The following is a 13,880-nucleotide window of genomic DNA, read 5'->3' as shown; positions in this document are numbered from 1 at the left end:
ATGGAAAACCGCATGGGCAGCATGGAGTCCCGGATGGATTCCATGGAAAACCGCGTGGACACCATGCAAAGCCAGATGAATACCATGCAGAACCAGATGGGCGCTATGCAGGAAATCCTTACCCGCGTGTCCCTCACCCAGGAAAACGTGGTATTGCCCCGCATCCAGCTGCTGTTGGAAGGACATGCAGGGCTGGCTGAAACACGTGCCACAAATGAACGGGTTGCCGCTTTAGAAAAAGAAATGCAAATCCTCAAGCCAGTCACGGAAAAGTTATCCTTAGAAGTGGCCAAACTGAAATCCGCACAATAAAGAAGCCCGCCCCGGGCGCCTGTAAAACACCTGGGGCGGGCTTTTGCACAGCTCTTCACTGAAAAGGGAAGCCTCCAGGCCAAAGTTTGGGGGCTTTTTCCGGGGCTACCTGCCGCAGCCGCAGCCGCCGCCCAGGTCAGTGGGCTTAGGCGGGAAAAACTCGTCAGTGGGGAACTCAATGCGCTGGAACAGGTCGCAGGGGTTGTCAGAGGACGTGACGCACTCCTTCTCAGGTACGCAGAAGTCGTAGGCCGGGATAAGGATTTGGACATTGCGCACAATCTGCACGATGATAAACAGGCCGATGGTCACGTATACGCAGTTGTGCTGGGGGCCGGTTTCAAAGTCCCCGCCATACCGCTGGCACACGCAGTCGGGGATGCGGCAGTAGGGGTCGCAGGCCCCGCAGGGATACTCGCACAGCTTCGCGGACAGGGCCACAGGCTCTGCCACCTGCACGGTGGCTTTGGGCAGCACCTTCTCGTCCTCCGGCATAGTCACATCGTCGCAGTAGCTGCCGGAGGAATACATTTTTACATTCCCCTCGCTGCCATACAGGATTACCTTTTTGTTGAACACGGAAACGCCGTTTACAGGCACCGCGCAGGTGGTAGGCCCGCCGAACAAGTCCAGGCACACATCGAAGAAAAAGGTCATATCCACCGAGTAAAAGCCCTTGTTAAAGGGGATGGGCTGCAGATCCACATACACGGTGATGACGCTGACATCCTTGATGCGCACATTGGTGGCACTGTCTACAAGCTGCTGCCGCGCTGCGGGGAACAGCACCCGTATGTCCTCCAGGCAGTCTTTATCGCTGCACGAATCGTATATGCGCATAGCGTCGATGCACACGGCTTCCTTAAAACCGCCCTCTCCCTCCTGCTGGGAGACGTACTCATTATCAGGCATGGAATCTCCTCCTTTTGTGTTCTTGGTATCATAGTATGACGGCAGGGGAAAATGGTGCAATACCTGCGCACAAAACCGGCCCGGGCCAATAAAATGGAACAGAGGGATTCCTCAAAAAATCCTGCCTTTGATTAAATCCGGTTTTTCCTGGGCAAAATACCTGTGAAAGCCGATTATGGCAATACAGCAGGAAGGAGCGGTACGGGCAGCCCCGTACCCCATGGCAATTCTTATGCGGAGCGTGAATATGGTGAACGTGCGTAGAGGCGATATTTATTATGCAGACTTAAGCCCTGTGGTAGGCTCGGAGCAGGGAGGCGTGCGGCCTGTGCTGATTGTGCAGAACGATGTGGGCAACCGGTTCAGCCCTACAGTTATCGCGGCGGCTATCACCAGCCAGCGGGACAAGGCAAACCTGCCCACCCACATAGAGGTGGACGCCCAGGGCAGCGGCCTTTTAAAGGATTCTGTGGTGCTTTTAGAGCAGGTGCGCACCATCGACAAGCACCGCCTCCGGGAGAAAATGGGCAAGCTGGACAGGGACTCTATGGACAGGGTAAACCAGGCCCTCTCCATCAGCTTCGGCCTGCGGGCTACATAAAGCCCGCAAGGGGCCGCGCTATAGTAAACGCGCGGCCCCTTCTTTTTTTGTTCACTTCTCTTTCTGCTTAAGCAGCCCTTCCTCCACCAGCCAGTTTAAGAAGCGCTGAATCCACTCCTCCCAGAACTCCCAGCTATGGATGCCTTCCCCCTCGTGATACTCATAGCCGAAGGGGTTCCCGGGCATGTCCTCAAAGAACTGCCGGGTAAGCTGCACGCCCTCATAGTTGTGATCCTGCCTGCCAATGGCGTGGAAAATCCGGGGCAGGGGCTTCTTTTCCCCCAGGCAGATCCGGGCCATCTCAAAGAAATCCTGTTCCGGGTTTCCCAAAAGCCCGGACAAGTCCTGCTTCCCATACACCAGCTCCCGGCGCTTGGCCCGGAAGTCCACCCCGAACTGGGACACCTGCTCTGTGGTCAGGGGCTTCTCCGCAATCTTGTTCCCCGCGGACAAGGCGCCGATGGCGGCAAACTTTTCCGGCTGGGAAAGCCCCCACTTAAAGGCCCCATGGCCTCCCATGGAAAGTCCTGCCACAAAGGTGTCCTCCCGCCTGTCAGAAAGCCGGAACATCTCGTGGGTAAGCTCCCACACCTCTTCGTGGAGGAAGTCTGCATACCGGGGGCCGTAGGCCATGTTGCAGTAGGCGCTGTGGGCCACTGCCGGGCACACCAGGGCCAGGCCCAGTTCCGAGGCATAGCGCTCCACAGAGGAATAGCGCAGCCAATCTGTGTGATCCCCGCCGCCCCCATGGAGCAGGTACAGCACCGGGAATTTGCCGTCCTCCCGGTAGAACCCCGGGCGCACCCCCACGCCGTTAAGCCTTTCCGGCATCACCACGGTCATCTGGGTGTTCATGTTCAGTATCCGCGAACAAAAATTCATTTCAATCAGTGCCAAATCCAACCCCTCCTTTACTTATCCACCCGTATGTCAGCCCACTTCAAAAACTCCTGTATCCAATGATCCCACACCTTCCACTCGTGGCGGCCCGGGCCTTCATGATACGCATAGCCAAAGGGGTTTCCGGGCATGTCCTCAAAGAACCGCCGGGTTTTCTGGACGTTGTCATATTTATGATCCTCTGTGCCGATGCTGTGGAAAATCCGGGGCAGCGGCCCGCCCTTTTCCACAGCCCGCCTGGCCATTTCAAAGGCGTCATACTGGGGGTTGCCCAAAAGCTCTGAAGTGTCCTCCACCCCATAGCAGATAAGGTTTGTGCGCACCCGTTTGGCAATGGTTTCCGGGGGCATCTGGTCTGGGGTATACATTTTCTCCGCCACCCAGTTGCCGGCGGAAAGCACCCCGATGCAGGCGTATTTTTCCGGCTGGGAAAGCCCGATGGTCAAGGCCCCGGTGCCTCCCATGGAAAGCCCGGCAATATAGGTGTCCTCCCGCTTCGGAGATACATAGAACATAGAGGAGATAATCTCCGGCAGCTCCTTTGCGATATAGTCATGGAACCGCCAGCCATAGGCCATGTTGGTATAGCGGCTTACAAGGCCGTTGGGGCACACCACCATCAGGCCATACTGGGTCACGTAGCGCTCTAAGGAGGTAAAGCGCACCCAGCGGGTGTTGTCGTCCCCGCCCCCATGGAGCAGGTATAAAACCGGGTGCCTGCCGTCCTTTCGCACCGGGGCCTGCATCCCGCCATAGAGGTATCTTTCCGGCAGGATTACGTCCACCTGGGTGGCCATCTCCAGGGTGTTGGAAAAAATGTGCAGCTTCAAATATGCCATTTTAATCGCCATGCGATACAGAATTCGCACAAAAAGAGATGAAACATCCGCCTTTTATGCCCGGTATCGCTCCTTTCTTGAAATTTTTATGATGCCTGCCATGCGATACAGAATCCGCATAAAAAGCCAGAGAAAAACGGCCTTTTATGCCCGGTATCGCTCCTTTCTTAAATTTTTATGATACCTGCCATGCAGGCCCCGGGCTCCCGCCCGCCTGGGGCGGGGGTTCCGGGAAACAAAGCCTGCAAAAATAAAGGTGTATTCTTGGTTTGTTTCCGGGCGCTCCCTAATCAGGCCGGAAGCTTTCCCGGAAGGTGAAGTCCGCCTGGAAGCGGATGGACTTGCACTCCTGGCTGTTGTTATAGTATTTGTCCAAAAGCAGGTTCACGCAGTCCTGTATCATATTGGAAATGGGGAAGCCCACAGAGCTTAAAGAGGGGGTGAGGTACTCGTTAAAGTGGGAGGATCCATAGCCCATCATGCCTATGGCCTCCGGCAGGGACACCCCCAGCTCCCGGCAGGCCCTAATGCCTCCCATGGCAAACTCGTCTGCGCTGTAGAAAATCCCCTCCGGCACAGCGCCGGACTGGAGGATTTCCCTTGTCAGCCTGTAGCCATAGGAGGCGCTGTCCCCCTTCGGCTCCCCTGTCCACAGCCTCGCCGACATTCCCAGCTTGGCGCAGGTGGCAAGGAAGCCCTTTTCCCGCATCACGTGGTTGGAGATGTTCTGCCCTGTGCCCACCAGGGCCACGTTCCGGTAGCCCTTTTCAAAAAACAGCCGGGCGGTCTGTGCGCCCACCTTGGAAAAGTCGGAGTAGACGCTGCTGTATTTCGGGGAATAGCGGTTAAAGAACACCACAGGCGCCCGCAGGCTCATGCTCTCCAGCTCCCGGGACTCCTCAATGGTGGTGTTGCACATAATCACCCCGTTGCCGCTGGTGCTGCCCAAAGCGGTTTTCGCCCATTGGAACTCCTCAGACACATAGGGCTGCACCATCACCTCAAAGCTGTGGGCCGTTTCAAGCTGCACCTTCTGGATGCCCTTGACCATTTCCCCCAGAAAGGTGGCGGAGAGGCCGGGCTTGTAAAACAGGGTGAACACCGGCACAGAATGCCGGTCCCGCAGCCTTTTGGCAAACACGTTGGGCTGATAGTTCAGCTCCGCCGCAATCTGCAGCACTTTCTCCTGGGTGGCCTTGGATATCCGCCGCTGGTCCCCCTTCCCTCCCAGCACATGGGAAACAGTCCCCACTGAAACGTTGGCCCTCTGGGCTATGTCCGTCAGCTTCACCATCGCTCGCTTCCACCTTTCCGCTCCCTATTCTTCTTCATATTATACTGGAAAATGGAAGCTTTTTCCATCACCGTCCCGCTTTTTTCCGCTCTATGAACCGCTGTAGCAGGTAGCAGCCTGTGCCTCCTGCCAGCAGCAGCACCGCATACCCCGCGTAAAGCGTCCCGAAGCTGAAGCCGGACACCACAAAGCTGCCCACAATGGGGGCCACCGAGTTGCCTAAGTCCTGGCCAATATAGCAGGTGCTGGTGGCCACCCCGGCGTTTTCCTTGCCAAGATAGCGGATGCTGTAAGCCTGTATGGCGGGCTGGGCCGCCCCCTGGCTCAGGGCCTTCAGCACCCCTGCCAGGACAATAGGCCCTATGCTTTTGGCCCCCGCCACCAGCAGCATCCCCCCGCAGCCCAGCACAAAAGCGGGAATCATAATGGCGGAAAGGCCGAAGCGGTCGTTAATCTTCCCTGCCACAGGCCGTACCAGCAGCACCGCCAGGGAGTAGGCTGTGAAATACAGCCCCACGTTGGGGATGCCACGCTCCTCCCCCAGGATGGCAAGGTATGTATTCATCAGGCCGTTGCCGCAGGTGAAGAGGATGAGCACCGCCACGTAAAGGGTGATGTCCTTGGCAAAGAAGTTGTTGACGGAAAACCTTTTCTTCTCCGCCGTTTCCTTAGGGGCGGGCCGGGGCGTGTCGGGTATCAGGAACATGGCGGCCACGCTGATAAAGGCCAGAGACGCCGCCAGGGTGAACACAGCGGGATACCCGAATGTCCCGCTTATCTCCAGCCCCAGGCTGGGGCCAATGGCATAGGCCAGGATGTTCCCCAGCCCCAGATACCCCAGGCCCTCCCCCATGCGGGACTCGGGCACAAAGTCGCTGCCCAGGGCCATGTTGGAAACCCCCATGAAGGAAAAGGCAATGCCATGCACCACCCTGGCCCCAAAGAGCATGGCGATATTGGTGGAAAAGGCGTAGCAGGCCATGCTCAAGGCCACAATGGCAGTGGAGACAATCATAATCTTCTTCCGGTTCATCCTGTCGGAAAGAATGCCGGAAACAGGGCGGCAGAACAGCGCCGCCAGGGACATAAAGCTGGAAATGGTTGCAGCCAGGGTAAGGGGCGCGCCCAGGCTCAGGGCAAATTTGGAAATGAGCGGCGTCACCATCTGGGAGGCTGTGCAGGTGAAAACGCTGATAGCCAGCACCAGGATAAACGGCTTGTTCCACAAAGGCTCCCTGGCTGCTCCCACCCGTTTTGTCATAAGCGTTCCTCCTTTCTGTGTTTTTACCGGGCGCCGCGCCCCCGGGGCCTCATGGCCCCTCATGTCCTGTGGAAGCAGGCGCACAGATGGCCCGCGCCCCTGTCCTGAAGCTGGGGCTCTTCTTTTTCGCAGCGCTCCGTCTTATAGGGGCAGCGGGTGTGGAACACGCAGCCCGCGGGGCGGTTCAAAAGGCTTGGCACCTCTCCCTGGAAGGAGGAGCGGCCCCGCTGCATTTCCACCTCCGGGTCTGGAATGGGAATGGCGGACAGCAGCGCCCTGGTGTAAGGGTGCCGGGGGTTTTCATACAGCTCCTGCCAGGGGGACACCTCCACCACCTTGCCCAGATACATCACCACAATGCGGTCGCTGATGTGCCTGACCACAGAAAGGTCGTGGGCAATGAACAGGTAGGTGAGGCCCCGCTTTTTCTGCAGCTCTATAAGCAGGTTGATAATCTGGGCCTGAATGGATACGTCCAGGGCGGAAATCGGCTCGTCGCATATCACCAGCCTGGGGTTTGAGGCCAAAGCCCTGGCAATGCCCAGCCTCTGGCGCTGGCCCCCGGAGAACTCGTGGGGCATCCTGTCCCGCAGGGCCGGGTCAACCCCCACCGCCTCGAACAGCTCCACCACCCGCTTGTCATATTCCTCCTTGGAGGACACAAGGCGGTTCACCTTCAGCACCTCCCCCACAATGCTTCCCGCTGTCTGGCGGGGATCCAAAGAGCCGTAGGGGTCTTGGAAAATAAACTGGATGTCCCGGCGCAGGGGGCGCACAGCGCTTTTTTTCAGCCGGGTGATGTCCTTCCCCTCAAAGAGGATTTCCCCCTCCGTAATCTCGTGGAGGCACAGGATGGACTTTGCCAGAGTGGTTTTGCCGCAGCCGCTTTCCCCCACCAGGCCCACAGTCTCCCCGGCCCGCAGGGAAAAGGTCACGTCGTCCAAAGCCTTCACGTCCGCCACCTTCTTGCGCAGCACCCCCTTGTAAACGGGGTAGAACTTTTTCACGTGGCTGACAGAAAGCAGCACCTCCCCCAAATTCTTTTCCGAAAAAGCTCCCTCGCCTCCCGCCGCTTTTCCCGCCTCTTCCAGCGCCCCCTGCCAGCAGGCGGCCCCATGGGTGGGGCTTATATCCTCCATGGGCGGCATGGGCTTTTCCCGGCAGGCCTTCCCCGCATAGCGGCAGCGGGGCAGGAAGGGGCAGTGCCCGTCCTTTTTGGCAGGGTTCAAGGGCATCCCCTCAATGGCGACAAGGGGCCGGCTCTTGTCCCCGTCCAGCCGGGGGATGGCCTGGAGCAGCCCCCGGGTGTAGGGGTGGGCAGGGGAAGCGAACAGCTCCTCCGTTGTGCCCCTTTCCACCACGTTCCCCGCGTACATCACGTAAATGCGGTCGGCATACCGGGCCACCACGCTCAGGTTGTGGGTGATGATAATCAGGGACGTGCCGGTTTTGCGCACAATGTCCCGCAGCAGGTCCAGAATCTGCTCCTGGGTGGTCACGTCCAGGGCGGTGGTGGCCTCGTCCGCAATGAGTATCTTGGGGTTGCTGGCCATGGCCATGGCAATCATAATCCGCTGGCGCATGCCGCCGCTGAACTGCACCGGGTAATACCCCAGCCGCTCCTCCCCGTCGGGAATGCCCACCAGCTCCAAAAGCTCCAAGGCCCTGGCCCTGGCCTCCTTTTTCCCATACCCCAGGTGGAGGATAACCGATTCCATAATCTGATCCCCCACCGTAAGCACCGGGTTTAAAGAGGTCATAGGCTCCTGGAAAATCATAGAGATTTTCCCGCCCCGCACCTGCCGCAGCTCCTCGCTGCCGGGCTTCAGGGCCAGCAGATCCTTCCCTTCAAACAGGGCCTGCCCTCCCTTAATCTCCCCCGGGGGCATCTGGATAAGCTGCAAAACGCTTAACATGGAAACAGACTTCCCGCTGCCGCTTTCCCCCACAATGCTGACGATTTCCCCCTTGTCCACAGTAAAGGACACGTCGTCCACCGCCCGCACCAGGGCTTCCCGGGTGTGGAACACGGTTTGGAGATGGTCTACCTGTAACAAATGCTCTGCCATATCCCCACCTCCTTATATATTTCCCCGCATATGGGGGTCCAGGGCGTCCCGCAGGCCGTCGCCCAGAATGTTGAAGGAAAGCACCAGCAGGATAACCGCCACCCCGGGCAAAAGGGCAAACAGGGGCGCTGTTGTCAGATACTGGTAGCCTTCGCTGACCATCTTCCCCCAGGAGGCTGTGGGAGGCATAATGCCCGCCCCCAGATAGCTTAAAGAGGCCTCCGCCAGGATGGTGCCCCCAATGCTCTGGGACATCAGCACAATAATGGGGGACAGACAGTTGGGGAACACGTGGCGCAGCATGGTGCGCAAATCCCCGCTGCCAATAATGCGGCTAGCCGCCACATAGTCCAGCTCCCGCACCGAAAGCACCTGGGCGCGCATCATCCTGGCATAGGGCGGTATGGCGGAAAAGCCCAGGATGAAAATGAGCATCCCCACGCTCTTGCCAAAGGTGGCAACCAAGGCCAGGGCCAGCATAATGCCCGGGATGGACATCTCCGCCTCAATCAGGCGCATGAGCACATTGTCCACAGCCCCGCCGAAATAGCCTGCCGCAAGGCCTATGGCCACGCCCACCACCGCCGCCACCAGCACCGCCAGCACGCCAATGAGGAACGCCATGCGGGAGCCGTACACAATGCGGCTGAACAAATCCCGCCCATGCTGGTCTGTGCCGAAAATGTGCTCCCCGGAAGGGCCTTCCAGGATGCTTTTCAAGTCAATGGCATTGGGGTCGTAAGGCGAGAGGAGGGGGGAAGCTATGGCGCAAACCAGGAAAAACAGAACTACCACAGCCGCTGCCAGCACAATCTTCCTGCCGAACAGGACACTGAAAAATCTTTTCGCTTTTTTCACTCTGCTCTCCCCCTTTACTGCAGCCGGATCCGGGGATCCACATAGGCATAGGCAATGTCCACCAGCAGGTTGCACACGCAGGTAACGGCGGACAGCAGCAGGATGCACGCCTGCACAAGCTGGAAGTCCCGCTTTGTGATGCACTGCACCATCAGGCTCCCCATGCCGTTTATGTTGAACACGTTCTCAATCACCGCGGCCCCGGCAATGGTGTTGCGCAGGGTAACGGCAATCAGGGTGAGGATGGGGATAAGGGCGTTTTTCAAGGCGTGCTTCCAGATAATGCGCCCCTCCGGCAGGCCCTTGGAGCGGGCTGTGCGGATGTAGTCCTGGCGGATAACCTCCAGCATACTGGAACGGCTCTGCCGGGTGTAGGAGGCAATGCCCCCGATGGACATGCAGATAACCGGCATAATGGTTTGCTTCAGGCTCATCCCCAAGTCCTCCCAGGGGAAGGTAAACCCATTGGAGGGCAGCCAGCCCAGGTTCAGGGAAAACACCAGCACCAGCAGGATGCCCAGCCAGAAAATAGGGGTGGCAAGGCCGATGTTGGAGATAACCGTCACCACGTTGTCAATCCACGTCCCCCGTTTCACCGCCGTCACCGCGCCGAACAGCACCCCCAGCACCACAGACACAATGGAGGAAATCACCCCCAGGTACATGGTGGTGGGCAGCCTTGCCGCCACCAGTTCTGACACAGGCTTGCGGTAGCTGAAGGAATAGCCCATGTTGCCCTGGGCAAAGTCCTTCATCCACGCGCCATACTGCTCCGGCAGGGGCCTGTCCAGCCGCATCTCCCTGTACACCTGGTCGTGCCGTTCAATGGAAATCTCATCCCCCAGCATGGCGTATACAGGGTCGCCCGGTATCATTTGCAGCAGCGCGAACACAAAGATAGAGATAAGGAAAAGGGCTAAAAACATTTGCAGAATGCGTTTTCCGATATACTTATACATGGCGTCACCTTTCCGTTATATGCAGTCTGTAAGCCGGATCCCCTCCGGCACCTCAAAGGCGCGGATGCCGGAACACCGCCCCAGGCTGCGGGCCAGGGGCTGCAAAGCGGGATCCTAAGGGAAAGCGGGGCATGTGCCTGCCCCGCTCCCTGCTTACAAGAGGCGCCTTGCCTTTGTCCTAAACAATAGATATATGCTTCCCGCCTTATTGCAGCTTGCAGTCGGCAGGCGTCCACCACCCCTTGTGGGTTTCCATCAGGCCGCTGTCTGCCACGCTGTCTGTGGCAAACATAAGGTATCCGGAAATATACATGGGCTTTATCAGGCAATAGTCATCAATAATCTTTGTCTGGAAATCCATCAGGGCTGTGTGTACTTCCTCCTCGTCGGTGGAGAACTTAATCACGTCCATCAGGCTGTTCATATCGTCATACTGGGCCATGCTGCGGGCATAGTGGGTGGGGCTTTCGCCAAACATGTCGAAATACCGCTCCTTCACTGCCGCGCCCTGCAAAACAATTAGGCCGTCATAATTGTCGTCGCCAGCCACCATGCGCTTGGCGTTATACACAGCGGAGTCCACCAGGTCAATTTCCAGGGTGACCCCCACCTCTGCCAGATACGCCTGCACCAGGGTGAAGAAGGATTCCGCCCCGGCCCCGGAGCCAGTGGCCTTAATGGTCAGGCCGTCCCCGTAGCCCGCGCTTTTCAAAAGCTCCTTGGCCTTTTCCGGGTCATAGGAGTAGCCCGCCACCTGGTCGTTGTAGGTTTCAGAGCCAGGCACTGCCAGTTGGTTGGTATACTGGTACAAGCCGCCCCCCAAAGCCTCCACAATGGCCTCAGAGTCGATGGCGTAGCAGATGGCCTTGCGCACATCCGGATTGCTGACAGGGCTACCTTCCACGCCGCTGGAGAAGGTGAAGCCGGAGGTGGAGGGGAAGTAAGCGTCCGCGCTGCCCAGCATGTGATAGCCCGCCTCCAGCAGCTCCTGTGCCTGGGTGGTGTCGGGGAACAAAATAATGTCCGCGTCCCCGCTCTTAAAGATGGTCATGGCTGTGGTAGAGTCAGAGCACAGGGTAATCTCAATGCCGTCCAGGTAGGGCTTGCCCTCCTGCCAGTAGTTCTCGTTTTTCTTATAGATAATTTCGCTGTCCAGGTTGCTGCTTTTGCACACAAACGGCCCGGTGCCCACAGGAGTGGTGTACACCACATCGTCGCCGTTTTCTTCATAGAAGGTGGGGGAAACCATCCAGCCGCCCTCCACGCAGGTGTTCAAAATGGTGCTGTTGTCATATTCCGTCAGCTTTGCCGTCACCTCATATTCCCCGGTGGCCTCAAAGCTTTCCACGTTCTTAAAGCGGTTGGAGCCGTTCTCCACGTAATAGCCCCAGTTTTTCACCACTGCGTCTGCGTTAAAGGGGGTGCCGTCGCTAAAGCTGATGCCCTCCCGCAGGGTCACCTTCATCTCCAGGGCTTCCGCGTCAACGGTGATATCCTCTGCAAGCCAAGGCTCCACGCTGGACTTGTCCTCTCCAATGCGGGCCAAAGATTCCAAAGCCGGGTCAGAGTAAATCCGCTCGTAATACCCGATGAAGCCCGCGGGGAACCCGATGCCCGAGCCTTTGCCCGCTGTGACAATGCGCAGCACGCCGCCGCTGCTTTCAGAAGCCTGCGAGGAAGCCGGCTCTTTGCTTTCCGCCGCCTGGGAGCTTGCCTTGGACTCTGCTTTCGATTCTGCCTTTGATTCTGCCCCGGAGCTTTCCGGCGCCTTCTGTCCGCAGCCCGCAAGGGCCAGCAGCAGCGCCAGTACCAGCACCAGCGCGGTACATTTCCGTATCATGGTTCTCCTCCTATACCTTTTGAAAATAAAAGCTTTCTTTTGTTTTCCCAGTCAAGCTGTTTGTCCTGTGACTTATTATGCGCCCCCTTCCTCAGAACTTGTATCCATAGCCTGCAAACCGCCATTCTGGGCGGCCCTTTCGGTTATACACACAAGCTCTAACCCTGTGCCCAGCCAAAGCAGCCGGCCATTTTGCAGCGGCCCGGGCTTGCGTTTGACTATAACGTTATTTCTATGTGCATTAGTTTACCACGCACATTTGCGATAATCAAGTGACTATTTCTTCAATATTTAGACAAACCCCATAGATAAACCGACAAATTATCGCAGGTATTATAGCAATCACACCCAAAATGTAGAAAAAACGTTTTTGCACTTTCCATCATTTTCCAAAGCATCCCCCGCCTCCGGCCTTGCGGATTTTCCCCTCCTGCCTTATAATGCTCCATAGGGCTTGTTTGAAAATAGAGGAAGTGCCGGAATTTTTGTTCCAAAGGGAGCGGTTTCAAGGCGGATGAACCGCAAACATATACATGCGTTTAGACAGGCTGAACATTCCGTTTACGGAATGTTTTCGCCTCGTCGAGGATTTCCAACACAGAAACCACCCGTTTGGGGCAAAAAGACGGTGTTTACGATTTTTCAAACAAGCCCTAGAAGGCAGGCTCTCTTTTCCGGTCACAGACGGAGAGGACAAGGCCCCAAATCCCGGATAAAATAGAAAAAGCCACAGCCGGCAGGATCGGCATGGCTTCTGAGAAACGAGGTGCATTGGATATGGAATGGGTAAAACAGTTAAACAGTGCTATGGAATATCTGGAGGGGCACCTGGAAGAGCAGGTGGATTATGAGCAGCTAGGCCGCATTGCCTGCTGCTCCCCTTACCATTTCCAGCGCATGTTTGGCTATCTGGCAGGCGTGTCCCTGTCGGAATACGTGCGCAGGCGCCGGATGTCCCTGGCAGCGGTCTGCCTGCAAAACGGGGAGAAAATCATTGACGTGGCAGGCCGTTTCGGATACAATTCCCCCACAGCCTTCAACCGGGCCTTCCAGTCTGTCCATGGCATTGCCCCCTCCGCTGTGAAAAGCAGCGGCGCTACCGTCCGCTCCTATCCGCCCATCTCGTTTAAAATCACTATAAAAGGAGCGGATGAAATGGAATACCGTCTGGAGAAGAAGGAAGCCTTCCCCATCCTGGGGGTGTGCGTACCCATCGAGCGGGATTTAGAGCGCAACTTTGAAATCCTGCCTGCCAAATGGCAGGAGGCAAGCCAAAACGGCAGCCTGCAAAGGCTGCTGGGCCTGATGGAGGGCCAGCCCATGGGGGTGCTGGGCGTTTCTGTAACGGACAGCGAAGGGCCTTGGCAGTATTACATTGCCGTTGCCTCTTCCCAGGAGGCCCCCGGCTTCACACGCTATGTGGTGCCCGCCGCCACCTGGGCCATTTTCAGCGGCTCTGGCACCTTCCAGTCCATCCAGGAGCTGGAGCGCCGCATCTTCACCGAATGGCTGCCCACCTCTGGCTATGAGTATGCCAACGCCCCTGACATAGAGGTGTACCTGAACCCGGATCCGGCAAACGCCCAGTTTGAGGTGTGGGTGCCTGTAGTGAAAAAATAGCCGCATCCAGCCAAAAATACTGTTTCCAATCTGTTTGGCAGGCAGCAAAAAAGGCGGGGCCTTGTGCCCCGCCTTTTTCAAAGTGCAGATTTTCTCATTCCAGGGAGATGGATACTTCCATGCCATCCCACAAGAAGTCCGCTGTGGTGCTGCGCACCACCGGATTTTCGTTGCTCACCGCCTCATATACGAAGAAACCCCCTTCCGGCAGCTCCTGATAGGCATAAACAGTCAGTTGCTTAATCACATACCGCTGGCCCCAAGGCCCCTCTTGCCGCTCCACTGTGTTCATGATTTTCCCATCAGGCCCGTCTGTAAGGCACTCCGGGGGCAGCCGTCCCCTGTCCGGCTTTATCAGCTCCACCTGGGGAAGCTGCTCCTGATAGGCTGTGAGGCTGTAGGCTGTGGCGCCCAC

Annotated in this window: 13 protein-coding genes; 3 read left to right on the top strand and 10 right to left on the bottom strand. The window is 57.5% G+C overall.

From position 1 onward, the window contains the following. The coding region (locus tag D1841_RS14770; RefSeq protein ID WP_207709223.1) for a hypothetical protein at window positions 1-312 on the top strand (312 nt) is incomplete at its 5' end. Window positions 313-417: 105 nt separating this feature from the next. On the opposite strand, the gene D1841_RS14765 is transcribed toward D1841_RS14770, so the two are convergent. After that, window positions 418-1,224, bottom strand: a complete 807-nt coding sequence (locus D1841_RS14765; RefSeq protein WP_237076404.1) for a hypothetical protein — start codon at window positions 1,222-1,224, stop codon at window positions 418-420. Window positions 1,225-1,474: 250 nt separating this feature from the next. Between D1841_RS14765 and D1841_RS14760 the strand changes: the two genes are divergently transcribed. After that, window positions 1,475-1,825 (top strand): type II toxin-antitoxin system PemK/MazF family toxin, encoded by a 351-nt coding sequence (locus tag D1841_RS14760; RefSeq protein ID WP_160644276.1) that lies wholly within the window; start codon window positions 1,475-1,477, stop codon window positions 1,823-1,825. A gap of 51 nt (window positions 1,826-1,876) precedes the next feature. Here D1841_RS14760 and D1841_RS14755 read toward each other — a convergent pair whose 3' ends face one another. The 8 genes from D1841_RS14755 to D1841_RS14720 form a co-directional block, all read right to left on the bottom strand. After that, on the bottom strand, window positions 1,877-2,722 hold the full coding sequence (locus D1841_RS14755; RefSeq protein WP_160644270.1) for an alpha/beta hydrolase family protein: 846 nt from the start codon (window positions 2,720-2,722) through the stop codon (window positions 1,877-1,879). 14 nt (window positions 2,723-2,736) lie between these two features. Then, on the bottom strand, window positions 2,737-3,564 hold the full coding sequence (locus D1841_RS14750; protein WP_160644268.1) for an alpha/beta hydrolase family protein: 828 nt from the start codon (window positions 3,562-3,564) through the stop codon (window positions 2,737-2,739). 286 nt (window positions 3,565-3,850) lie between these two features. Further along, window positions 3,851-4,858, bottom strand: a complete 1,008-nt coding sequence (locus tag D1841_RS14745) for a LacI family DNA-binding transcriptional regulator (protein WP_160644266.1) — start codon at window positions 4,856-4,858, stop codon at window positions 3,851-3,853. A gap of 67 nt (window positions 4,859-4,925) precedes the next feature. Further along, a complete protein-coding gene (locus D1841_RS14740) occupies window positions 4,926-6,119 on the bottom strand; it encodes an MFS transporter (RefSeq protein WP_160644263.1) in 1,194 nt (397 codons plus the stop codon). A 59-nt stretch (window positions 6,120-6,178) separates the two neighbouring features. Beyond that, window positions 6,179-8,188 (bottom strand): ABC transporter ATP-binding protein, encoded by a 2,010-nt coding sequence (locus tag D1841_RS14735; protein WP_160644261.1) that lies wholly within the window; start codon window positions 8,186-8,188, stop codon window positions 6,179-6,181. Window positions 8,189-8,200: 12 nt separating this feature from the next. Next, complete coding sequence (locus tag D1841_RS14730; protein ID WP_160644259.1) at window positions 8,201-9,046, bottom strand: ABC transporter permease; 846 nt, start codon at window positions 9,044-9,046, stop codon at window positions 8,201-8,203. 14 nt (window positions 9,047-9,060) lie between these two features. Beyond that, window positions 9,061-10,005, bottom strand: coding sequence for an ABC transporter permease (locus tag D1841_RS14725; protein ID WP_237076403.1), 945 nt, complete (start codon window positions 10,003-10,005; stop codon window positions 9,061-9,063). A 205-nt stretch (window positions 10,006-10,210) separates the two neighbouring features. Then, on the bottom strand, window positions 10,211-11,845 hold the full coding sequence (locus D1841_RS14720; RefSeq protein ID WP_160644257.1) for an ABC transporter substrate-binding protein: 1,635 nt from the start codon (window positions 11,843-11,845) through the stop codon (window positions 10,211-10,213). Between the two features lie 777 nt (window positions 11,846-12,622). Between D1841_RS14720 and D1841_RS14715 the strand changes: the two genes are divergently transcribed. Next, window positions 12,623-13,465 (top strand): AraC family transcriptional regulator, encoded by an 843-nt coding sequence (locus tag D1841_RS14715; RefSeq protein ID WP_160644255.1) that lies wholly within the window; start codon window positions 12,623-12,625, stop codon window positions 13,463-13,465. Window positions 13,466-13,559: 94 nt separating this feature from the next. On the opposite strand, the gene D1841_RS14710 is transcribed toward D1841_RS14715, so the two are convergent. Beyond that, the coding region (locus tag D1841_RS14710) for a hypothetical protein (protein ID WP_166554279.1) at window positions 13,560-13,880 on the bottom strand (321 nt) is incomplete at its 5' end.

It is taken from the genome of Neglectibacter sp. X4 (genome assembly GCF_009917365.1).
Taxonomy (GTDB): domain Bacteria; phylum Bacillota; class Clostridia; order Oscillospirales; family Acutalibacteraceae; genus Acutalibacter.
This window is presented reverse-complemented; position numbering and strand designations above follow the sequence as displayed.